Genomic DNA, 22,219 nt, shown 5'->3' with positions numbered 1-22,219 from the left:
TTATTTGAGAACTTCCAGGATAATTTGATCATTTGTAAACACACAGATTTCTCCTGCTATTTCTAATGCGGCTTGAGCGATTTGTTCAGCGGACTGATCAGGTGAGTAACGTTTAAGAGCACGACCTGCACTTAAAGCGAAATTACCACCTGAGCCTATAGCCAAAATTCCATCATCCGGTTCTATAACTTCCCCAGTACCGGATACTAGAAACATGTGATTACGATCCATCACAATAAGCATGGCTTCAAGCTTTCTCAATACACGATCACTGCGCCACTCCTTGGCTAACTCAACGGAAGCTCTTGCTAAATTGCCATCAAAACTTTCGAGCTTTCCTTCAAACTTTTCAAACAAAGTAAAGGCATCTGCTACAGATCCCGCAAAGCCTGCCAAAACTTGATCATTGTAGAGTCGGCGTACTTTTCGTGCTTTATGCTTCATAACCACCTGGTTCCCAAGCGTCACCTGCCCATCACCACTCATCGCACACTGACCATTGTGCTGGACAGCAAATATCGTTGTTGCGTGGAATTGTTGTTCCATATTCTCACCTCATTTATTTGCTCTTGGATGGCTGTTCATATAAACATGCCGTAATCGATCTTTAGTTACATGGGTATAAATCTGGGTTGAAGATAAATGCTCATGACCTAGTAATTCCTGCACGGAACGAAGATCTGCTCCTTCATTAAGCATATGAGTAGCGAATGAATGTCTCAGTTTATGAGGATGTATATCTACGGTTAACGCAGCCTTCTCTACCATTTTATTGAGAATCATTCGAATGCCACGGGACGTTAAAGGTGCTCCTTTAGAATTTAAAAATAGTACAGGGGTAGGATTAGAATTCTTTTGCTGAAGTACTCTTCTTCCATCTTCTATATAGGATTGCATGGCCTGACTGGCAAATTGTCCAAAAGGCACATATCTTTCCTTTCTGCCTTTCCCGTGCACGAGTAAAGTAGAAAGAGAAAAATCAATATCGTGCAGTTCGATCCGGGTCGCTTCACTTACCCTAATACCAGTGCCATATAATAATTCAATCAATGCTTGATTTCGTTGACCCAGAGGATTTTTTTTATCGCTGACCGTAAACAAATGCTTCAGTTCCTCCTGATAGAAAAAATCAGGGATAGGATTGGCTTCCTTAGGGAGTGAAACATTTAGAAAAGGGTTTTTTGTGACAATTTGTTCCCGCTCAAGAAAACGAAAAAAACTTCTCAAGCTGGATATCTTTCTGGATACCGTTCTTCTAGAAAGTAGATTCGCATGTAGTTGTGATAAATAAACACGTATGGATGAATAGTCACAATCCACAAGTTTCAATTGTTCCGCTTGTAAAAACTTTGCAAATTCATTCATATCGATAGAATAATTTTCCACTGTAAGTGGCGATGCATTTTTTTCTATTTGTAAGTACTCAAGATACATCTGCTTATAAGTTTGAAACTCTCCCATAGTTCACCTCACAAAGGCGTTTAAATTTTATCACACTTGTAATCGTAATCACAATGATATTAATGAAAATGTAACAAAATTCTGAATTGTTTCCAAATGAATTGAAAAAAATAACTCATTATGGAAATAAACAGGGATGAGGTGGAATCATTTACCTGTCAAGTATTTATTCTTACCAAACCGCAATTATAGCTTTCCATAAGTAGTGTGTCAATTCAAGACTGAATAATCATAGAAATGCTCATCGTTTTCAAAGCACCATAACTTCTTAATAGTATCTCAAGCCGGCTCTACATAATCGAGAGCTTATTTTTAGGTTTGGCTCAGTTAAACTTCCGTGTTGATTTTAAGGTATAGATCCTGATACTGAAAGACTCAGCTTAAGGATAATTAACGACCTTTACATTAGATTGAAAAGGATTGCTGGAGAAATATCTCGCTTTCCTTCACTCCCTGTGTGGTCTCCCCTAGATCTTTCTCCCACAGGAATCTCCTCATTTCTCTAACCAACCCTCCTATACTATTCTAAACGGACCCCTCTGATGGGGGATCAGCGTCCTGAATCAACCTCAAATTCAGCTATTGAGTGATTTATTCACCTGGACATGGTAGAAGTTTAGAGCTGATCATAGGCTGATTTTTTTGGAGCAAGTTCATAATCACGTACTCCGAGAGCTATATAACGCGAGGTCTGGAGAGGGATGATGAAGACTCCTACGGGATACACATGATCGGTAAGACCTTGGAAGTCTTAGACTGAGGCAGCTCAGCCCAAGGGATGTTCGCCTAAGGCCGCCACGTCCTGTGGCAACGTCAAACACCCCTGCGTCATAAAGGATCGGAAAGTGAATCACTCCCCTCAAAACCTTCCCTATGAACCATTATCTCGAATCTAAGTCTTACAGTACACGGCCCTATTGCGTAATAACTTCTTGTGTAAAACACAATAAACTTTAACAGAGCTTTAGATTTAAGCATCAAAGCTTAATTGAGCAAAAAAATGAAAAGAGTCTATAACTATTATAATAGTCATAGACTCTCCCTTTTATAACCACAGGCTATGATTGTGGTTCTTCTTTATAGTCACAATTGGTACATGTAATTTGAGTGCCTTTTTTAGCTCGCTTCTCCACAAGCAAGGCCTCACATTTAGGACATGGCCGACTGATTGGTTTATCCCAGGATATGAACTCACACTCCGGATATCGGTCACAGCCGTAGAACTTACGGTTCTTCTTGCTCTTCCTTTCGACAACGTCCCCTTTTTGACACTTCGGACATGTGACTCCGATCTTTTTAAGAATCGGTTTCGTATTGCGGCATTCAGGGAAGTTCGAACAGGCTAGAAATTTTCCATAACGGCCCATCTTATAAACCATCTCATGGCCGCAATTCTCACAGTCAATTCCTGCCGGTTCATCTTTAATTTCTATCTCTTCCATTTCTTTTTCCGCTTTTTCCAAGCGGGGTTGGAAATCTTTGTAAAAGTCACCGATGATGGATACCCAGTCTTCTTTGCCAACTTCAATTGCATCTAAGTCATCTTCCATTTCTTTGGTGAAATCGAGGTCAATGATCTCAGGAAAGTATTCAATTAGCTGTTCAAGAACAATTTCTCCTAATTCGGTGGGCACGAAACGTTTGTTATCCAAAGCCACATATCCACGACGCTGGATGGTATCGAGTGTTGGCGCGTAGGTTGATGGACGCCCAATCCCTAGTTCTTCCAGGGTTTTAACCAGTCGAGCTTCCGTGTACCTCGGAGGTGGTTGAGTAAAGTGCTGATTGGGCGTGATCTCTTCAGCTTTTACGGTCATTCCTTCTTCTAAATGAGGAAGCAGCTTATCTTTTTCTTTTTTATTATCATCTCTGCCTTCAATATACACTTTCATAAACCCTTTAAATTTCACTTCAGAACCTGTAGCACGGAACTCGACTCCTTGGTTATACAAGTGAACGGTCATGGTATCCAGCACAGCTGGTGCCATTTGACTTGAAACAAAGCGGTCCCACACCAATTTATACAAGCGGTACTGATCCCTTGAAAGAATACTCTTCATGGCCTTCGGGTCTCGATCAGCTCCTGTAGGACGAATGGCTTCATGGGCATCTTGTGCACCTTCTTGTTTCTTGGCATTCTTACTATTACCCAGGTACTCACTTCCGAAGTTATTTTCAATATATTGTTTGGCATCATCTTTTGCGGAATTGGATAAGCGTGTTGAATCGGTACGCATATAAGTGATTAGACCAGTGGTACCTTGCTTCCCACCTAGATCGATTCCCTCGTAGAGCTGTTGCGCAATCATCATCGTCTTTTTCGCCCGGAAATTCAGCTTACGGGCTGCTTCCTGTTGGAGGGATGAAGTGGTGAATGGTAAAGAAGGATTACGCTTTCTCTCTCTTTTATTTACCTTTTCTACAGAGAAATCTTTCCCTGTCAAGCGCTGTTGAATGGTTTTGACGTCCTCTTCATTTTTCAAATCCTGTTTCTTACCGTCGACACCATAAAATGAACCTTCGAATTTCTCTTTATCCTTTAAGAAATCCGCTTCAATCGTCCAATATTCTTCAGGGACGAATTTCTTTATTTCATTTTCACGATCAACGATAATTTTAAGCGCTACTGATTGAACACGGCCGGCACTTAAGCCCTTTTTTACTTTTTTCCATAAAATAGGACTGATGTTATACCCCACAAGACGATCTAATATCCGTCGGGCTTGCTGGGCGTCTACTAGATGAGAATCAATAGTCCTAGGCTGTTTGAAAGAATCTTTAATAGCTTCCTTCGTAATTTCGTTAAATACCACTCTGCATTCAGACGATTCATCTATATCCAGACTATGAGCTAAATGCCAGGCAATTGCCTCTCCTTCTCTATCAGGGTCGGCAGCGAGATATACTTTCTTTGCTTTCTTGGCTGCAGTTTTTAAATCTTTTAACACAGGTCCTTTCCCGCGTATGGTTATATATTTGGGTTCAAATTCATTGTCAACATCTACACCCATCTGACTTTTGGGCAAATCGCGCACATGCCCGAGGGATGCTTTGACTTTATATTTCTTTCCTAAGTATCGTTCGATCGTTTTTGCTTTCGCAGGTGATTCGACGATTACAAGATAATCTGCCATATCGGTTCCTCCCATAGAGGTGTTTTCTCTATCTTCATTACTTAACTTAAATCTTCCCTATTATTAAATACAATGAAACCGTTTGTCAAACATACCTTTCCCTCGTATTAGAAAAATCATTATCAACTGACCTTGAATGTAACACCTTTAATTCCTATTTTTCAAATTTTTTCTAACCAGTCTTCAAGAATATCTTTGTAACTGTGTACAAGCTTAGCCCCTTGATTAATCATTTTATGGCAGCCCTCACTTGTAGCCTTACCCGCAAGACCTGGCATAGCGTATACGTCTCTTCCTTGCTCCAAAGCCTGATCTACAGTAATAAGGGAGCCACTTCTTAAGCGTGCTTCTACTACAAATGTTGCCCCTGTCAACCCTGATATAATCCGGTTGCGTTCTGGGAAATGGTATTTTTCAGCCTTTCGATCTGGAGGGTATTCACTAATTACCAGTTGCTTTTCAGATAAGTATTGATACAAAGCTATGTCGTTAGTAGGGTAGATATGATCAAAACCAGAACCAAGAACGGCAATTGTCGTTCCATTATTACGGTTGGCAAGATGGTGAGCATATTGATCAATTCCTTTGGCCATCCCACTAACTAATGTAAAACCAAAATGAATCAAGGGAATAAGAATCGATTTCATAGCTGGTAGAGAGTAAGAAGAAGGGGTACGTGTCCCTACCACGCTCAGAGCTAATGAATTGGTTAAAAGTTGGGTATTTCCTGTCATATAAAGGACGAACGGGGAGTCTGGAATAGCCTTTAACAAAGGCGGATACAAGTCATCCATGAATGTAACACATTTATACTTTTGTAAATGATTGTCGAGTTTCCTCATTATATTAGTGTCATGAATATGATGGAGAATAGACGTCGCTCTAGGCAGTGGAATTGATAATAGTCGGGAAATTTGTTCGGGTGTAGATGTAAAAGGGAATTGAAGCTGAGGATCGATTTGAAACATCTTTCTAAGGAGAGGCCTTGTTACTTGAGGGGCGTGATGGAGACAAATTAAGTTTTCTTTTACTGATTGCATACCAAACCTCTTTTCATATAATAGAACCGTGCCTTTAGAGACACGGTTCTTAGTAATATTCTACTTCGATTATGGTTTGTCCGTTGATAAAAGGGCACACGAGCAGAATTTTTAAATACTTCCGTGTTACCGCATTTATTCTATAAAGAAACCAATCTGTTTAAACGGTTTTACACTTCTCCAGTAAACCTTGATCTTTAAGAACATTAATCAAAGTATCTCCCATAACGGAAGGTGTTTCTGCAACTTGAATACCACATTCATTCATCACGCGGATCTTCTCGTCAGCTGTTCCTTTTCCACCAGAAATAATAGCACCGGCATGGCCCATACGTTTTCCTGGAGGAGCAGTGCGTCCACCGATAAAGCCAACCACTGGTTTGTTCATATTTTCTTTAACCCATTCAGCTGCTTCTTCTTCTGCAGTGCCTCCGATTTCACCGATCATGATAACCGCTTCTGTATCATCATCTTCATTGAAAGCTTTCAGTACATCGATAAAATCTGTTCCGTTTACAGGGTCTCCACCGATTCCAACCGCTGTAGACTGTCCGATTCCAGCTTCAGAAAGTTGGTGGACTGCTTCGTAGGTAAGCGTTCCTGAACGAGAAACAACACCCACATGACCTTTATTATGAATATAACCAGGCATAATACCGATTTTACACTCATCAGGAGTAATTACTCCTGGGCAGTTAGGTCCTACAAGACGCGTTTTCTTGCCTTCCATAAACCGTTTCACTTTAATCATATCTAAGACCGGAATGTGTTCTGTAATGCAGATAGCCAAATCCATTTCTGCGTCGGTTGCTTCCATGATCGCATCAGCGGCAAATGGAGCTGGTACATAAATAACAGAAGCATTAGCTCCTGTTTTTTCTACAGCTTCAGTCACTGTATTAAAAACAGGAATCCCTTCAACTTCTGTCCCACCTTTACCAGGTGTAACCCCACCGACGATCTGGGTTCCATACTCCACCATCTGTTTTGTATGGAACAAAGCGGTAGAGCCTGTAATCCCTTGTACAATAACTTTTGTATCTTTGTTAATATATACACTCATCTGATTTCCCCGCCTTTCTTTACTTTACTAATTCTACGATTTTTTGAGCGCCTTCCGCCATAGAGTCTGCAGAAGTAATATTCAATCCGGATTCATCCAGAATTTTCTTGCCTTGTTCAACGTTCGTACCTTCCAGGCGGACTACAAGAGGAAGAGTCAACCCGATTTGTTTGGTGGCTTCAACAACACCTTCAGCAATAACATCGCACTTCATAATGCCCCCAAAAATGTTCACGTAAATACCTTTTACATTCTCATCAGACAAGATGATTTTAAATGCTTCCGTCACTTTTTCAGTGGTGGCACCGCCCCCAACGTCAAGGAAGTTAGCTGGATCGCCTTTATAATGCTTAATCGTATCCATCGTTGCCATGGCAAGGCCTGCTCCGTTAACCATACAGCCGATATTTCCATCAAGAGCAATATAGCTCAAGTCATACTTGGAAGCTTCTACTTCTTTTGGATCTTCTTCTTCAAGATCACGTAGCTCGGCCACATCTTTTTGACGGAATAATGCATTGTCATCAAAATTCAGTTTAGAATCAAGCGCCAGCACTTCACCTTCACCGGTAGTAACGAGCGGGTTAATTTCGGCAACTGAGCAATCTTTTTTAACAAAAACATCGTAAAGGCCAAGCATAAATTTAACTGCTTTGCCTAATGCTTCTTTAGGAATGTTAATATTAAATGCTAATCTGCGAGCCTGGAAAGGTGTTAGTCCTGTCACAGGGTCAATAACTTCTTTAAAGATTTTTTCAGGTGTTTTTTCTGCCACTTCTTCGATTTCTGTACCGCCTTCTTCAGACGCCATCATCGTAATTTTGCTTGTGGCACGGTCAAGTACTAAGCCTACATAATATTCGCTTTGAATATCGCAGCCTTCTTCAATCAGTAAGCGCTTTACTTCTTTTCCTTCCGGCCCAGTCTGATGGGTCACAAGCGTCTTACCAAGAATTTCTTCAGCGTATGTACGCACATCATCGAGGTTTTTAGCAATTTTAACTCCACCGGCTTTACCTCTGCCGCCTGCATGGATTTGTGCTTTTACAACGGTTACATCGCTGCCTAGTTTCTGAGCTGCTTCAACAGCCTCATCTACGGTATAAGCTACATGGCCATTTGGCACAGAAACGCCAAAATCGCGCATTATTTCTTTACCTTGATACTCGTGAATGTTCATGTTTCATCCTCCCATCAAATTTCACTGCATGTACATTGTATAAAAAAACGCTATCAATTGTCCACACAAAGGCAGATATCTGTCGAAAAATTCACCAAATTAACAAACAAATTGTTATGTAAACTAATTGAAGAGATATCCATCTATTTTGATATAGTCTGTTTTTTTAAGCTTTATAATCTTTATCTGATTTATAGATAAAAGCAAAAACCTCTGCTACGACGTGATATAATTCTTCTGGTATCTGTTCATTAATATTTAATTCTGATAGCAGTTCAACTAACGTTGAGTCCTCCTGAATGGGTACTTGTTTGTCTTTCGCTTTCTCCATTATATTTTCTGCTATATAGCCTGCACCTTTTGCTACAACCTTTGGAGCCGCTTCGTTATCTGATTGATAACTGAGAGCAATCGCTTCTTTTCTCTTACCTTTCATATTCGAAGATCAATTCCTTCCTTGTATTCGGCTAGAGAGTTGTCTTTACTGGACGTGTGTGCCGCACTGTTCATTTCCTTAATATTGAGAGAAATCAATTCATACCCCATATCCTCAAGCCCACTTTTTAAGGCTGCTTTATGCGTTTCCATGGGTAGTTCTATGAATGAATCGTGATTAAATACTGTTACTCCTACCCGTCTGGAGACTATATTTAAGTTAATTATTGTTTCTTTAAAGTTATCCAAGTCTAAAAAGAACACAATGTGACAATAATCAGGATCAATGTTACCTTCCTTCGTTTTTCTACCTTCCATATCTAAATAAACATCGTTTTCTGAGCCGATTACGTTTCCTGGAAACTGTAGCGAAAATTGCAAACTCTGGCTCGTTTCCTGCTGCGCTGTCAGTTGCAACCCATTTAATATTTGAATCATTTTTTTAGCCGTTTCCGGACGAATGGTGCTGTTTGAATCCTGCAGACTAGAGAGCAGCAAGGATTTCAGCGAACTTTCTTGAGTGCTCGCTTTTTCCTGGGCTGATGTAGCTTTTGACTGTGACTCTTCCTGCAATCCTGTAAGATCTAGCATGGTTTTCATTTTAACAAAAATAGCTTCTTTCTCTGATAGGGTTGAAAGTTCAGCAGCCGCTCTCCCCATCCATTCAGTCAATGTTTGGCGAAGAATCGGATCCAGCTGCCTGGACTGCCATTCCTTTAGAACAGACAAACCTTCCCTAATGGGCTGCTTCTCCGTTGACTCCCCTTCAGTGAACAATGTAGGTGCGGCGCGCAAAAAATCTTGTAAAAGTTTTTGGTTTTTTTCCTCTGTGTGAAGGGCGCTTATTTTTGTTAGAACTTCGCGTTCTTTTAAAAATTGAAAATCTTCAATTACGGACTGTTTGATTCCGATCGCATTTTGCTTAACATGGAGATAATCACTTCCAGAAGAGATATCCTTTACTAAGACTTTTTCAACTTGATTCATAGCACGATGCAAAGACTGTTGTTCAGGGGCTTCCAGCTGAAGTTGCTGATGGAAAATCTGCTTCAGCCTGCCAGCCATTTTTTCCATAGCCATAGGAAATGGAGGGGCTGGCTTTTTAGAAAGGCTCGCTAAATAAGTAGAAGAGTGATTTATGTTACCTTTACTATGAGCTCCTGCCCATTCTGTCCACGTGGCTTGAAAAGAGTTGTAAGAGACCTTGGAATCAAGAATCCCGGCTTTCTTAAATAATAGAAAAGAGTTCTGGCTGTTTATGTTGATTTCTGTCATCAGTTTTACTACAGATGACTCCCTCAAAGACACAGAAGCACGCTCTCCCTTTAAAGATGTTATAAGAGACACTGCGGCCCTGTCGGCAGCTGTTTCACTATTAGAAGCCTCTATACGCACCTGATTCATGAGTTCAGATAAACTATCCATTCTTTTAGTATGTAAAGCCTCATAAACAGAATTTTTAACCGGAAGCTGTTTTTGAAGCATCTGTAATAAAATTTCACGGGTAACTTTTTTGTCATCTTCACGCTGATACAAAGCAACCGCCTGCTTAAGGTCAGCCGCCTGGAAAGGTATGCTTTTCTGTATAAGCTGAGAAGTAAGCAGACGGTTTTCTTTCGTAGGTTTAATTCCAAGTTCGTTTAACAGCTGCTTTACCGTCGATTTCCCTTGGCTTTCGTCTGACTGAGTAATTACTTTCAACTGAATTTTGTGATCTGTTGAGCCTACCTGAAATAAATAAGATTTTCCTTTTGTAAGCGAAGCTTCCAATTGAGCTTTCACTTGTTGAGAACCTAATTGCACAACCGCACGATTCTGAGGGAGGAGTTCAAGAATCTTTCCATTTATTACCTGGCCGGTTTTGGGCGAAGCCTGCACCTCCTGTTGTTGAACTAATTTACTCAGGCTTGAAATCAAATTCATTGATTTTTCCGTCCTTCCTTATATTCAACTGTTCTCTTTGACCGGGGCAAAGCTTCGTCGATGCAGTGGAGACACTCCGTACGTTTTTAAAGCTTCTAAATGCTCTTTGGTGCCATACCCCTGGTTGGATCGAAAATGATACATAGGATAGTTGTCGTGCCACTCAGACATAATCCGGTCTCGCGTTACTTTTGCGATTATACTTGCTGCTGCGATCGATACACTCCGTTGGTCACCTTTAACTAAATAAGTCTGAGGAACTTCTGTTTCTTCTAAATGCATCGCATCAATGAGGAGATGTTCAGGTACTTGGTTAAGATCTATAACCGCCCTCTTCATAGCTAATTTTGTAGCTTGATAGATATTATACTGATCAATTTCTTCGTTAGAGACAATTCCTATTCCACAATCTGCATGTGCTTTTATGCACCGAAAAAACTCTTCTCGTTTAGCAAGCGGGATTTTTTTGGAGTCATATAGTCCCTCCAAATAGTAATCCTCTGGAAGAATAACGGCAGCTGCCACTACTGGGCCCGCCAGCGGACCTCGGCCAGCTTCATCAATCCCTGCTATAATATGGGTTCCTTTCTCTCTACAGGAGTACTCAAAAGATTTCATCTGCTCAAATTGATGCTTATATTCTCGTTTCTGAGCCTGTCTCCTATCATATTGTTCAATTAATTTTTGTACACCTTTGCGCTTGTCGCTGCGCAGCAAATCCAGATATTCTTCCTCTACACTTTCGTCTACTAATTCTTTTTTGATTTGGGCAATCGTCTTGATTGTCATCGTATGTAAAACCTCCGCTATTTTCTTTATCGGACAAGTTCGTTCGCTTTGTAATGAAAAAAACGCAAGGTGAGTCTTCTCACGTTGCGTTTACGTTCCGTTTATTCTGGACGTTCAAAACTGATAAGACCCAGTTTACCATTTCGTAAATCCTGTAGAATAACATCTGAAACTTTATCAAAATTAATACGGCCCCCGCTCTCAAGACAGCCTCTTTTCTTACCTATCAATTCAAATGCTGTCATAATGTCATCATAACTCTCAAAGCCATAACGTTCTTCAAGCATAGAAGGGTAATAGGCTTGTAAATAATCCAGAACATACGCCGCCACATCTTCTGTTGGCAAAATTTGGTCTTTGATCGTTCCAATCGAAGCAAGTCGGTAACCTACTTCTTCTTCTTCAAATTTAGGCCACAAAATACCAGGCGTGTCCAACAGATCAAATTCATTTTTTACTTTAATCCATTGTTGTTTCTTAGTCACCCCAGGTTTATCCCCGGTTTTTGCAATACTTTTGTTGGCAAGTCGATTGATCAAAGTTGATTTTCCAACGTTGGGTATCCCGAGGATCATGGCTCTGGAAGCCCTCGGCCGAACACCCTTCGCTTTTAATTTTTCAATTTTTTCATTGCCTATAGTTTTCCCAAGGTTGATAACTGCTTGGATATCCTGCTTATTGTTTGCTTCAATCGCAATTGAAGGAAACCCATTTTCTTTGAAATGGTCCAGCCACTCTTTTGTTACCTTAGGATCCGCCAAGTCTTTTTTCATAAGAACCATCATTTTGGGCTTGTCTTGCAATATTCCATGAAGCATGGGGTTTTGTGAGGAAAGTGGAGCACGAGCATCAACCAGTTCGATCACAAAATCAACTAATTTTAAATTCTCTGATGCTTCCCTTTTTGCTTTAGCCATGTGTCCCGGGTACCATTGTATCGTCACGCTATCACTCCTAATTAACGAATTTGATACGATTCAAGGGCCAGTATAAGAAGACGGCTTCGCCTACTACCTGCTCTTCAGGAATCGTACCAAGCATCCGACTGTCTGTTGAATTGTTTCGGTTATCACCAAGTACTAACAGTTCACCCTCTGGAACTTCTTCATTACTGCCTGGTAATTGATCAATCGTAAAATCGTTTGTCAAATCTTTTCCTTCTGGCAGGTCGCTTTTAAGCTCCTCTAAATAAGGTTCTTCGAATGCTTCTCCATTTATGTATAACTGATCATCATTATAACTAATCGTGTCTCCAGGAAGACCAATGACTCTTTTGATGTAGTCTTTTCTTTCCGTGGCGTGGAAGACTACTACATCAAACCTTTCAGGGTTTCCCAGGGTATAATTAATCTTACTTACGATCAAATGGTCACCGCTATGAAGAGTATTCAGCATGGATGGTCCTTCAACCACAACTGGAGCCAGTAGAAAGACACGCACAATTACTGCTAAAACTGCTGCTATCGCAAAGGCTTTAACCCACTCTAACCATTGCTTTTTCATCCAACCCCGCTCCCTTAGAAAGATTAGAAAAAAGGAGCTTGGCAGATGCAAGCTCCTTTCTACTAAAATTAAATAATTTCTTTAATACGAGCTGCTTTTCCGCGCAGGTTACGTAGATAGTAAAGACGTGCTTGACGTACTTTACCACGACGAGAACGCTCAATCTTAGCAACTCGTGGAGAATGTACTGGGAATGTACGCTCAACACCTACGCCGTAAGTAATCTTACGAACGGTAAATGTTTCGCTTATTCCGCCATTCTGACGTTTAATTACAACACCTTCGAATACCTGGATACGTTCACGGCTGCCCTCTACTACCTTCACGTGCACTTTAACTGTGTCACCTGGACGGAAGTTTGGGTGATCCGTACGAAGCTGTTCTTTTGTAATGTCATGAATAAGTTGTTGCATCGTATTTCACTCCTTTTTAACTAATGCTCTTGCCCTCTAAGAGACAGCGGAACATCGTTTTCCACTTAAACCGAACGTTTAAGCACAACGTATAATATACCATACAAGTTGTTAAACTTCAACAATCATCAACGATTTTTCCATTCATTAATCCACTTTTGTTCTTTTTCGGATAGTTCCCTGTTTGTTAACAAATCAGGACGTCTTTCATACGTTCTTCTGAGCGATTGGTAGTGGCGCCACTCATCAATTTTAGCATGGTTTCCTGATAGTAGTACTTCCGGAACCTTTTCACCTCTAAAATCAGCCGGCCGTGTATAGTGAGGATGTTCCAGTAATCCGTTCGAAAAAGAATCCTCCGGAGCTGACTGCTCATTTCCAAGCACCCCTGGAAGCAAGCGGACTACAGAATCCATTACGACCATTGCTCCAAGTTCTCCCCCGGTTAATACGTAGTCTCCAATAGATATCTCATCCGTTACAAGCTCTTTGCGAATCCGCTCATCATACCCCTCATAATGACCACATATGAATACCAGATGTTCTTCTTCTGATAATTCTTCCGCCTTTTTTTGCGAAAAAGGTTCACCTTGAGGGCACATTAGAATAACACGCGGTTTATTAGAGACATTGGCTTTAATATGGTTTACCGCATCGAAAATTGGCTGGGGAGTTAAAACCAGACCCGCTCCGCCTCCATAAGGATAATCATCGACTTTATTATGCTTGTTAACTGTAAATTCACGAAAATTAACATATTGGTAGGAAAAGGCTTCTCGATCCTGTGCCCGTTTCATAATCGATGTATTTAGTACACCATCGAACATTTCAGGAAACAAAGTTAGTATATCAATATGCATCAGTCCAGCAGCCCCTCTATTGGATTAATGATGATTTGTTGGTGGGACGGATCCACTCGTTTGACGACGGGCTCAATATATGGAAGAAGGAGATCGGAATTGTTGGCCCTTTCAACTACCCACACATCATTAGCTCCGGGAGTAAGTATTTCTTTCACACGTCCGATCTCTTCACCAGATTCGAGATAAACCTTGCACCCGATTATTTCACGAAAATAGAACTCGTGCTCCTCAAGTTCTGTCTGCTCCTCTTTAGTTACCATCAGCATACCATTCTTATAACCCTCTACATCATTGATGGATGTATGGTCTTCAAAAGCAATCAGGTCATACCCCTTATGAATACGGTGGGAACGTACTACAAGAGAAACAGGCTCACTCGTATCATTTACCCAATACAAAAGCTGACCAGGCTGGAAGCGTTCATCGAAATCTGTGATACGATGCACCTTCACTTCACCTTTAATGCCGTGTGTATTTATTATTTTCCCTACATTAAACATTTGTTTTTCCATGAATTTAATTACCTCGCTCGTATAACTTTTCCATCTTTAATGATAATTTGCTGCTCCGTCACGGCCGTTTTCCAGTCATCGCCTTCTTCTACTGTAAGTATAGCTTCCACTTCATCTGTTTCCAATTCACTATGATCAGGAAGAATGGAAAGCTGCGAAAGCTGGCCGGTAATCCACCGCATTTGATCTTTCCTACGGCTAATCTCCTTAGAAAAGCGTTTTTCTACTTCTTGTTTTGACATTCCAGGCTTTCGCTCAAGCTTTTTTTGTTCAAAAGCTAATTGGCGGCATTCCTGATCCAATTGACTGGTCTGCTTTTCAAAACGCTCTCTTAAGAGTTCACGGCTGGATTCAGTTAAGACTTGCTTCACAGGAATTTTCCGGATAATCTGCATCCACGAACCGCCTTTCTCTTTTCTCTCTAAATGGTAAAAAAGGGAAAGGTTAGCCCTCTCCCTTTTACATGAAAAGAATGTGAGTGCGGTCGACGAAGTTTTACTTCGCCCCCATTACACTGGTTTATTCTTACATGATATCCAGATAGATTCTTTTTTCAGAATCGGAACCGGCCGCATAAACGACCGTTCGAATCGCTTTTGCAATCCGCCCGTTTTTTCCGATCACTTTTCCAACGTCATCAGGGTGAACGGAAAGATGATAAACAATTTTATGTTCTTCTTCCTTCACATCCACTTTTACTGCGTCTGGCTGATCGACAAGCGGAGTAACAATCGTTTCGATCAAGGCTTGCATGATATCACCACTACTTTATTTTTGGTTTTTCTTTTCGTGGAACTGCTTCATGATGCCTTCTTTAGAGAATAAGTTACGTACCGTATCACTTGGCTGAGCACCATTAGACATCCAGTCCATTGCTTTCTCAGCATCAAGTTTAACCTCGATCGGGTTAGCTACTGGGTTATATGTGCCGATTTGTTCAATGATACGGCCATCACGTGGAGCACGTGAATCTGCAACTACTACACGGTAAAATGGGTTACGTTTAGATCCCATACGTTTAAGGCGAATTTTTACTGCCATTTTTAACAACCTCCATATTTCTATAAATGTTTCACACAGATAAAGATTTTAGCAGATCTTCAATTGTGTGTAAAGGACTTTTCCATTACATAAAAGGAAAATTCATTCCTTTTCCTTTTTTGCCTTTAGTATTACTCATTTGTTTCATCATTTTCTTCATTTCTTCAAACTGTTTCAATAGGCGGTTAATTTCTGAAACCGAGGTGCCAGATCCTTTGGCAATCCGTTTCTTCCGGCTCGCGTTCATAACCGACGGGTCCTGGCGTTCTTTTTTGGTCATAGACTGGATTATTGCTTCGACGTGAACGATTTGTTTATCATCAAACGAAGCATTCTTCAGTCCTTTCATTTTGTTAGCGCCAGGAATCATATTTATGATCTCATCAAGCGGCCCCATATTCTTAACTTGCTCCATTTGGTCCAGGAAGTCTTCGAACGTAAACGATGCGGTACGCATTTTCGATTCGAGTTCTTTCGCTTGTTTTTCATCTACTTGCGTCTGTGCTTTCTCAATCAGAGTAAGCATGTCACCCATTCCAAGAATACGTGAAGCCATCCTTTCCGGATGGAATGGTTCGAGCTGATCCAGCTTTTCCCCCATACCCGCATACTTAATCGGTTTTCCTGTTACAGCTTTGATCGATAGTGCGGCACCACCGCGGGTATCGCCATCTAGTTTCGTCAGAAGAACTCCTGTAATATCGAGCTGATCATCAAAGCTTTGTGCTACATTAACAGCATCCTGACCTGTCATGGCATCGACCACAAGGAAAATTTCATCTGGGTTAACAGCTTCTTTTATCCGCTGAAGTTCCCCCATCAACTCTCCATCAACATGTAATCGGCCGGCTGTATCCACGATTACGTAATCATGATTGTCTTCCTTCGCTTTTTCAATTGCATTCTTTGCAATGTCAACCGGGTCTGCCTCAGTGCCTTCGGAATGAACTGGCATTGTCAACTGCTTACCGATGGTTTCCAACTGTTGAATAGCTGCTGGCCGATAAACGTCGGCAGCTGCCAGAAGCGGTTTTCGATTATGATTTTTACGCAGTACGTTGGCAAGTTTACCGGTCGTGGTCGTTTTACCTGCACCCTGGAGTCCCACCATCATAATCACAGTAGGTGGACGCTTTGCAACGGCAATTTTGCTTTCATCACCGCCCATTAGATCGGTCAATTCTTCCTTAACTACTTTAATAACCTGCTGACCTGGTGTCAGACTTTCCATGACCTCTTGCCCAACGGCACGTTCACGAACGCGCTTAACAAAGTCCTTAACTACTTTAAAGTTAACGTCGGCCTCGAGGAGGGCTAGACGAACTTCACGAGTCATCTCTTTTACGTCTTGCTCGTCTACCTTCCCTTTGCCTTTGATTTTCTTAATCGTTTCCTGCAAACGGTCGGATAATCCTTCAAATGCCATCGAAGAGACCCCCCTATTCTAAATCTTGTAGTTGCGCCAGCCAATCCTGGAAACGGGGAGGAAGGTTGCTTTGGTTAACTTCTGCTTCCATTTCCTTAAGGACCTGCTGCCGCTTGCTGAATTTCTCGTATAATAGTAGCTTTTTTTCGTATTCTTCTAACATTGCTTCTGTTCGGCGAATATTATCGTAAACCGCTTGACGGGAAACGTCGAAGGTTTCTGATATCTCACCTAATGAGTAGTCTTCTAAAAAATATAATTCCATATAGTTTCTTTGTTTCGGAGTCAACAATGATTGATAAAAATCAAACAGATAGTTAACACGTGTCGTTTTTTCAAGCACCCTTGAAGCACTCCTTGTTAAGTGAAATACCTTTACATAAAAATACTAACGGAGGCACTCAGTACCTGTCAAGGTTTAAGCTTGATTTTCTTCTGCTTCCTCATCGAATTCTTCCACCATATCAGCGAATAATCCATAAACAAATGCATGAGCATCAAATGGTTCCAAATCTGTTACTTTTTCACCCAGTCCCACCAGTTTAACAGGGATTGAAAGTTCTTTTCGTATCGCTAAAACAATGCCGCCTTTTGCTGTACCGTCCAGTTTAGTAAGGACGATGCCTGAAACGTCGGTTGCTTCCGAGAACGTCTTCGCCTGACTCATAGCATTTTGTCCTGTAGTAGCGTCGAGCACAAGAAGAACTTCATGGGGAGCATTTGGAATTTCACGTTCAATAACGCGTTTAACTTTGGATAGTTCGTTCATTAAGTTTACTTTATTTTGAAGACGCCCAGCCGTATCACATATTAACACATCAGCATTTCGCGACTTAGCCGATTGGATCCCATCATAAATGACGGCAGCAGGATCACTCCCTGCACTGTGCTTAATTACATTGACTCCTGCCCGCTCTCCCCAGGCATCTAATTGCTCAATAGCACCCGCCCGAAAGGTATCACCTGCAGCTAAGGTAACTTTCTTGCCTTCAGATTTAAGGCGGTGAGCAAGCTTACCAATTGTAGTAGTTTTACCCACACCATTCACCCCGACAAACAAGTAAACAGTAGGTCCATCCGGATTTTCATTCAAACCTTCTACCTCTTCTGCTTCATCGTTTCCGTAATAGATTTCTACCAGTTTTTCAGAAATAACTTCTTTTACCTGGCTTGTATCTTTAATATTTCTTCGTTTGACTTCCATTTCCAGTTCATCAATCATTTCCATAACCGTGTTGACCCCAACATCGGCTGAGATCAGGATTTCTTCTAATTCCTCGAAGAAATCTTCATCTACGGTACGGTATTTTGCTACTAAATCATTAATTTTAGTTGAGAATGAGGTCCTGGTTTTCTCTAATCCTTTTTTAAACTTGGAAGCTATTGAAGCTTCCTCCGTAGGTTCTGCAGGTACGGAAAGTCTATCAAGTTTGTCCTCATAATCCTCTGTTTCTTTCTCCGCGGATTTCTCTTCAGACTCCAAAGCTTCCTTTCGCAGTCTTTCCTCTTCTTCTGCTTTCGAGTAAACTACTTCTCCACCTTTATAGGCTTCTCCAGTGTAAGGGTTAAATGAATCAGCTTCTTCTAGTGATTCATTTATTGGTTCGTTCTGGGAAGTACTTTCCTGCTGTTCTTCTTCTCCTTTTACAAATCGATCTTTCAATTTCTTAAAAAAACTCATCAACTCATCCTTTCTACGCTTCTAATAATTCAGGAGTTTCTTCCAGGCGGACAGATACTAGTTTGGAAACCCCTGATTCCTGCATAGTAACCCCGTATAAGACGTCTGACTCTTCCATAGTACCTTTGCGGTGGGTAATAACGATAAACTGTGTATCCGCGCTGAATTCTTTCAAGAAGCGAGCAAACCGATCCACGTTGGCTTCATCTAATGCCGCTTCTACTTCATCGAGCACACAGAATGGTACCGGACGTACACGCAAGATGGAAAATAAAAGAGCTATGGCAGTAAGGGCGCGCTCTCCACCAGAAAGCAAACTTAAATTCTGAAGTTTTTTTCCTGGTGGCTGGGCAACAATATCCACACCCGTTTCGAGCATATTATCAGGATCTGTTAATTTAAGATCCGCACGTCCTCCTCCAAACAATTCCCGGAAAACTTCTTCAAATTCTGCACGAATTTTTGTGAAAGTATCTTCAAAACGTCGCTGCATTTCTCCGTCCATTTCACCGATAACACTATGAAGAGTCTGTTTAGCTTCCAGCAAGTCATCCTGCTGTCCCTTCAGAAATTCATACCTTTCCAAAATACGATCATACTCTTCAATCGCTCCAAGATTGACGGTACCAAGTTCTTCAATTGACCTTTTAATCAGTTTGACATCTGTGGATGCCTGGTCAACATCCTCTACAGGAGGGTAGTCATTCTTAGCTTTTTCGAATGTTATAACATATTCCTCCTGCAGATAGTTCAGCAGATTTTCAAGTTCTACATCCAGCCGGTTTGCTTTCACTTCTTTTTGCTGAATATCCTGCGTGAAGTTTTGCTGACGTCTTTTTTGTTCTTTCAACAATTGTTCAGCCTTCTGAATTTCCTGTCCGTGCTGATTTCTCTCTTTTCTTCTGTCCTGTATGAGAGAAGAAGTAGCTTCCTTTCTCTGTTTTGTTTCCTCAATGGAAGCCAGGACTTCTTCTTCGGTCTGATTAGAATCAAAAACTTCCATTAAACGTTTATGTTCCTCTCGGTTCTCTTTCAGTTCTGCTTTAACGGAAGCTAGTTCCTGGTTATAACGATCAGCTTTTTCCTGTTGATTTTGAACAGATGATTCCTGCTCAGCCAGTTGAATCTGGAGCTCTTGTCGTCGGCTCTGTAAATTAGCTTCATCCACTTTTTGCCGGTCCTTTGCAGCTGTTAAATCGTCAATTTCTTTTTGAATATTCTCCACTTTCTGCGTTATTGCTTTTAGATCTTTATCAAGCTCACTCATTTGATTATCAGCCTGATGCTTGTCTTGATCAAACTGAGCCTGATCCTGATCAAACAGTTGAAGCTGACTATTTAAATGATCCATTTTCACTTGCTGTTCACGCTTATCAGACTGTTTCTCATATTCTTCATTTTTAAGTTTTGCTACTTCCTGGCTGACTCGCTCTATTTCTTGCTGCTGGTTATTGGTCTCATTTTTTAAATTTTTAACTTTTTCTTCCACTTGTTCCGTTTTGGTTTGAAATTCGTTAATTTTTTCTCTTAGTTCCAGCAGTTCTTTTTCCCGAGTAAAAAGCGACTGACCTGATCTTTTTTGAGCTCCGCCTGACATTGAGCCTCCAGGGTTCACCACGTCTCCTTCAAGCGTCACGATCCGGTATTTGCGATTTAGGAATTGAGCAATCGCATTGGCGTGCTGTAAGTCTTCGGCGATAACAATATGTCCTAGAAGGTGTTGAATCGCTTTTTTAAAACGGCTGTCATACGTTACAAGGTCAGCGGCGACTCCGACAAAGCCTTCCTGCCCTGGTAGTTTTGAAGCCGCTTGGTTGTGTACGGAACGCGGCTGTATAGAAGTTAAAGGTAAGAAAGTGGCACGGCCTTTATTATTTTTCTTCAACCAGTGAATCGCCTTTCTGCCAGCTTGATCATCTTTAACAACAATATGCTGAGCCTGAGCTCCAAGAGCCGTCTCAATAGCTGTTAAATAATCTCCCGGAATGTCAATCAGTTCTAGCACAGCACCTTCAATATTCATAAGCTGCTGGTTTTGTCTTGCTTTTAATACTTCACGAACACCCTGATAATAGCCTGAGAAATCTTCCTTCATATCTTCCAGCATTTCTTTTTTCGATCGCAGCTTTTCTAAGTATTGATAACCTTTATATAATTTCTCCTGCCAATCCTGATAGGACTGTTGATTTTCTTCCAGTTCTTCTTGAAGGCCGGCTAGGTGTTTTTCCTTCTTCTCGCGCAGATCGGATATATTCTTAAGATTCTCTGCAGCTTCCGATAAGCTGGTTTCCAAGACTTCTCGTTCGTCCCTTAAATCACTAAAACGCGTCTGTTGATGGCCTTTTTTATAATTGATCTGGGATACCTGCTTTTCCAGCGACTGCTTTTCATTTCTCTTGGCTGCCTGTTCATTGAGAAGATCAATATAATCACTTTTAAGGTCTTCAATCTGCTCTTCAATAACTTCTATATCTTCACTAAGCGCCTGGTTCGTCTGTTCAAGATCATCCTTGGTCTGCTTTCGTTGTTTCTTGAACTCCATTAATTGATTTGTTTCCTTTTTAGCTGTGTTTTGAAGTTCCTCCAATTTACTGGAAAGCTCTTCATAATCTTGTTCGACTTTTGTTTTATTCTCTTCGAAGTGCTTATGACGCTCTTTCATAAGTTCTCGTTTGCCTTCAAGATTTTCCAGCTCTTTAGTTAGTACAAGCAGGGTTTCCTGTAGATCCTCAATTGATTCATCAAGGGCCTGCATCGTATCCCGCTGCTTTACAACGGCAGTTTCTTTTTCTTCTATATGTGACCGCAGTTCAGATTCCTGTTCTTTAACCGCAGCCAATTCTTTAAGGAGTTCCTGCCAGTCTCCATGAAGGTTTTCTATTTGTGTAATTAATAAGGAAACCTCTATTTGTTTTAAGTCTTCCTTTTTCTCTAAATAGTCTTTTGCCACAGCAGCCTGTTCTTTTAGTGGTTCAAGCTGTCCATCAATTTCATGAATAATATCTTCTACCCGATTTAAATTTTCTTGAGTTTCTGCGAGTTTATATTCCGCTTTCTTTTTCCTCTGTTTGTATTTCAAAACTCCAGCTGCTTCTTCGAAAATGGAGCGCCGCTCTTCCGCTTTCGAGCTTAAAATTTCTTCCACTTTCCCTTGACTAATAATGGAAAAAGCCTCACGTCCGAGGCCTGAGTCCATAAATAAATCAACAATATCTTTTAATCGGCATGTTTGATTATTAATATAAAATTCACTTTCTCCAGAACGGAACACTCTTCTTGTTACACTAACTTCCTGATAATCAAGAGGAAGGGTCTGATCTGAATTATCCAGTGTTAAAGTGACTTCAGCCATATTCAGCGCTTTTCTTGTGTCACTGCCTGCGAAAATGATATCTTCCATTTTCGATCCTCTGAGTGATCTGGCTGACTGCTCACCCAACACCCAGCGTATAGCATCAGTAATATTACTTTTGCCGCTTCCGTTCGGTCCGACAACTGACGTGACGCCCGGTACGAAATCGACCGTTACTCTTTCAGCAAATGATTTAAACCCTACGGTATCTAACTGTTTGAGGAACATATTCATCCTCCTGTATATTCGCAATCTTTCACTCAACTAATTTATTTTATCATAAACATCCGCCCTACGGTAGGAAGTGATGACGAGCCATAAGAACTTTAATTTTTACAAACAGACAAGGGTTTTAAAAAGTAGAAAAGTATTTTATTATATGTATTAGCCCATAATAGGAGCT

At 41.0% G+C, this 22,219-nt stretch carries 21 protein-coding genes; all 21 read right to left on the bottom strand.

All coding sequences use genetic code 11. The annotated features are described in order from the left end of the window. Positions 1-546, bottom strand: a complete 546-nt coding sequence (hslV, locus tag BMZ06_RS05400) for an ATP-dependent protease subunit HslV (protein ID WP_014643265.1) — start codon at positions 544-546, stop codon at positions 1-3. 9 nt (positions 547-555) lie between these two features. Continuing rightward, the gene (xerC, locus tag BMZ06_RS05395; RefSeq protein WP_089750882.1) at positions 556-1,461 is read right to left on the bottom strand and encodes a tyrosine recombinase XerC; all 906 of its coding nucleotides are present in this window, start codon (positions 1,459-1,461) and stop codon (positions 556-558) included. A 1,058-nt stretch (positions 1,462-2,519) separates the two neighbouring features. After that, positions 2,520-4,595, bottom strand: a complete 2,076-nt coding sequence (topA, locus tag BMZ06_RS05390) for a type I DNA topoisomerase (RefSeq protein ID WP_089750880.1) — start codon at positions 4,593-4,595, stop codon at positions 2,520-2,522. A 161-nt stretch (positions 4,596-4,756) separates the two neighbouring features. After that, positions 4,757-5,635 carry a DNA-processing protein DprA gene (gene dprA / locus BMZ06_RS05385; RefSeq protein WP_089750878.1) on the bottom strand — a complete coding sequence of 293 codons (879 nt, stop codon included), beginning with the start codon at positions 5,633-5,635 and terminating at the stop codon, positions 4,757-4,759. A 160-nt stretch (positions 5,636-5,795) separates the two neighbouring features. Next, positions 5,796-6,698, bottom strand: a complete 903-nt coding sequence (gene sucD, locus BMZ06_RS05380) for a succinate--CoA ligase subunit alpha (protein WP_089750876.1) — start codon at positions 6,696-6,698, stop codon at positions 5,796-5,798. 19 nt (positions 6,699-6,717) lie between these two features. After that, positions 6,718-7,878: an ADP-forming succinate--CoA ligase subunit beta gene (sucC, locus tag BMZ06_RS05375; protein WP_089750874.1), complete on the bottom strand. Its 1,161-nt coding sequence runs from the start codon at positions 7,876-7,878 to the stop codon at positions 6,718-6,720. Between the two features lie 166 nt (positions 7,879-8,044). Continuing rightward, positions 8,045-8,314: an EscU/YscU/HrcU family type III secretion system export apparatus switch protein gene (locus BMZ06_RS05370; RefSeq protein WP_089750872.1), complete on the bottom strand. Its 270-nt coding sequence runs from the start codon at positions 8,312-8,314 to the stop codon at positions 8,045-8,047. After that, positions 8,311-10,236 (bottom strand): hypothetical protein, encoded by a 1,926-nt coding sequence (locus BMZ06_RS05365; protein WP_089750870.1) that lies wholly within the window; start codon positions 10,234-10,236, stop codon positions 8,311-8,313. Before BMZ06_RS05365 ends, BMZ06_RS05370 begins: the two co-directional genes overlap by 4 nt. Before the next feature lie 24 nt (positions 10,237-10,260). Continuing rightward, a complete protein-coding gene (locus BMZ06_RS05360) occupies positions 10,261-11,025 on the bottom strand; it encodes a ribonuclease HII (protein ID WP_089750869.1) in 765 nt (254 codons plus the stop codon). A gap of 101 nt (positions 11,026-11,126) precedes the next feature. Then, positions 11,127-11,969 carry a ribosome biogenesis GTPase YlqF gene (ylqF, locus tag BMZ06_RS05355; protein ID WP_089750867.1) on the bottom strand — a complete coding sequence of 281 codons (843 nt, stop codon included), beginning with the start codon at positions 11,967-11,969 and terminating at the stop codon, positions 11,127-11,129. A gap of 10 nt (positions 11,970-11,979) precedes the next feature. Further along, complete coding sequence (gene lepB / locus BMZ06_RS05350; RefSeq protein WP_089750865.1) at positions 11,980-12,528, bottom strand: signal peptidase I; 549 nt, start codon at positions 12,526-12,528, stop codon at positions 11,980-11,982. Positions 12,529-12,596: 68 nt separating this feature from the next. Further along, on the bottom strand, positions 12,597-12,941 hold the full coding sequence (gene rplS / locus BMZ06_RS05345; RefSeq protein WP_014643254.1) for a 50S ribosomal protein L19: 345 nt from the start codon (positions 12,939-12,941) through the stop codon (positions 12,597-12,599). Between the two features lie 128 nt (positions 12,942-13,069). Continuing rightward, on the bottom strand, positions 13,070-13,801 hold the full coding sequence (gene trmD, locus BMZ06_RS05340; protein WP_089750863.1) for a tRNA (guanosine(37)-N1)-methyltransferase TrmD: 732 nt from the start codon (positions 13,799-13,801) through the stop codon (positions 13,070-13,072). Then, positions 13,801-14,316: a ribosome maturation factor RimM gene (rimM, locus tag BMZ06_RS05335; protein ID WP_089750861.1), complete on the bottom strand. Its 516-nt coding sequence runs from the start codon at positions 14,314-14,316 to the stop codon at positions 13,801-13,803. Before rimM ends, trmD begins: the two co-directional genes overlap by 1 nt. Positions 14,317-14,324: 8 nt before the next feature. Next, positions 14,325-14,711 (bottom strand): YlqD family protein, encoded by a 387-nt coding sequence (locus BMZ06_RS05330; RefSeq protein WP_089750859.1) that lies wholly within the window; start codon positions 14,709-14,711, stop codon positions 14,325-14,327. Positions 14,712-14,841: 130 nt separating this feature from the next. After that, positions 14,842-15,069, bottom strand: a complete 228-nt coding sequence (locus tag BMZ06_RS05325) for a KH domain-containing protein (RefSeq protein WP_014643250.1) — start codon at positions 15,067-15,069, stop codon at positions 14,842-14,844. A 15-nt stretch (positions 15,070-15,084) separates the two neighbouring features. Beyond that, positions 15,085-15,357: a 30S ribosomal protein S16 gene (rpsP, locus tag BMZ06_RS05320; RefSeq protein ID WP_089750856.1), complete on the bottom strand. Its 273-nt coding sequence runs from the start codon at positions 15,355-15,357 to the stop codon at positions 15,085-15,087. Positions 15,358-15,442: 85 nt separating this feature from the next. After that, the gene (gene ffh, locus BMZ06_RS05315) at positions 15,443-16,783 is read right to left on the bottom strand and encodes a signal recognition particle protein (RefSeq protein ID WP_089750854.1); all 1,341 of its coding nucleotides are present in this window, start codon (positions 16,781-16,783) and stop codon (positions 15,443-15,445) included. 13 nt (positions 16,784-16,796) lie between these two features. Next, positions 16,797-17,126: a putative DNA-binding protein gene (locus BMZ06_RS05310; protein ID WP_089750852.1), complete on the bottom strand. Its 330-nt coding sequence runs from the start codon at positions 17,124-17,126 to the stop codon at positions 16,797-16,799. Positions 17,127-17,201: 75 nt separating this feature from the next. Further along, complete coding sequence (gene ftsY, locus BMZ06_RS05305) at positions 17,202-18,464, bottom strand: signal recognition particle-docking protein FtsY (protein ID WP_089750851.1); 1,263 nt, start codon at positions 18,462-18,464, stop codon at positions 17,202-17,204. A 13-nt stretch (positions 18,465-18,477) separates the two neighbouring features. Further along, positions 18,478-22,044, bottom strand: a complete 3,567-nt coding sequence (gene smc, locus BMZ06_RS05300; RefSeq protein WP_089750849.1) for a chromosome segregation protein SMC — start codon at positions 22,042-22,044, stop codon at positions 18,478-18,480. Positions 22,045-22,219 lie beyond the last annotated feature (175 nt).

It is taken from the genome of Halobacillus alkaliphilus, assembly GCF_900113125.1.
In the GTDB taxonomy this organism is placed as follows: Bacteria; Bacillota; Bacilli; order Bacillales; family Halobacillaceae; genus Halobacillus; species Halobacillus alkaliphilus.
This window is presented reverse-complemented; position numbering and strand designations above follow the sequence as displayed.

What these genes read in the sequence shown, in the direction of transcription:
- hslV (WP_014643265.1), bottom strand. Translation starts at nt 546, where the DNA reads ATGGAACAACAATTCCACGCAACAACGATATTTGCTGTCCAGCACAAT.
- xerC (WP_089750882.1), bottom strand. Translation starts at nt 1,461, where the DNA reads ATGGGAGAGTTTCAAACTTATAAGCAGATGTATCTTGAGTACTTACAA.
- topA (WP_089750880.1), bottom strand. Translation starts at nt 4,595, where the DNA reads ATGGCAGATTATCTTGTAATCGTCGAATCACCTGCGAAAGCAAAAACG.
- dprA (WP_089750878.1), bottom strand. Translation starts at nt 5,635, where the DNA reads ATGCAATCAGTAAAAGAAAACTTAATTTGTCTCCATCACGCCCCTCAA.
- sucD (WP_089750876.1), bottom strand. Translation starts at nt 6,698, where the DNA reads ATGAGTGTATATATTAACAAAGATACAAAAGTTATTGTACAAGGGATT.
- sucC (WP_089750874.1), bottom strand. Translation starts at nt 7,878, where the DNA reads ATGAACATTCACGAGTATCAAGGTAAAGAAATAATGCGCGATTTTGGC.
- BMZ06_RS05370 (WP_089750872.1), bottom strand. Translation starts at nt 8,314, where the DNA reads ATGAAAGGTAAGAGAAAAGAAGCGATTGCTCTCAGTTATCAATCAGAT.
- BMZ06_RS05365 (WP_089750870.1), bottom strand. Translation starts at nt 10,236, where the DNA reads ATGAATTTGATTTCAAGCCTGAGTAAATTAGTTCAACAACAGGAGGTG.
- BMZ06_RS05360 (WP_089750869.1), bottom strand. Translation starts at nt 11,025, where the DNA reads ATGACAATCAAGACGATTGCCCAAATCAAAAAAGAATTAGTAGACGAA.
- lepB (WP_089750865.1), bottom strand. Translation starts at nt 12,528, where the DNA reads ATGAAAAAGCAATGGTTAGAGTGGGTTAAAGCCTTTGCGATAGCAGCA.
- rplS (WP_014643254.1), bottom strand. Translation starts at nt 12,941, where the DNA reads ATGCAACAACTTATTCATGACATTACAAAAGAACAGCTTCGTACGGAT.
- trmD (WP_089750863.1), bottom strand. Translation starts at nt 13,801, where the DNA reads ATGCATATTGATATACTAACTTTGTTTCCTGAAATGTTCGATGGTGTA.
- rimM (WP_089750861.1), bottom strand. Translation starts at nt 14,316, where the DNA reads ATGGAAAAACAAATGTTTAATGTAGGGAAAATAATAAATACACACGGC.
- BMZ06_RS05330 (WP_089750859.1), bottom strand. Translation starts at nt 14,711, where the DNA reads ATGCAGATTATCCGGAAAATTCCTGTGAAGCAAGTCTTAACTGAATCC.
- BMZ06_RS05325 (WP_014643250.1), bottom strand. Translation starts at nt 15,069, where the DNA reads ATGCAAGCCTTGATCGAAACGATTGTTACTCCGCTTGTCGATCAGCCA.
- rpsP (WP_089750856.1), bottom strand. Translation starts at nt 15,357, where the DNA reads ATGGCAGTAAAAATTCGCCTTAAACGTATGGGATCTAAACGTAACCCA.
- ffh (WP_089750854.1), bottom strand. Translation starts at nt 16,783, where the DNA reads ATGGCATTTGAAGGATTATCCGACCGTTTGCAGGAAACGATTAAGAAA.
- ftsY (WP_089750851.1), bottom strand. Translation starts at nt 18,464, where the DNA reads ATGAGTTTTTTTAAGAAATTGAAAGATCGATTTGTAAAAGGAGAAGAA.
- smc (WP_089750849.1), bottom strand. Translation starts at nt 22,044, where the DNA reads ATGTTCCTCAAACAGTTAGATACCGTAGGGTTTAAATCATTTGCTGAA.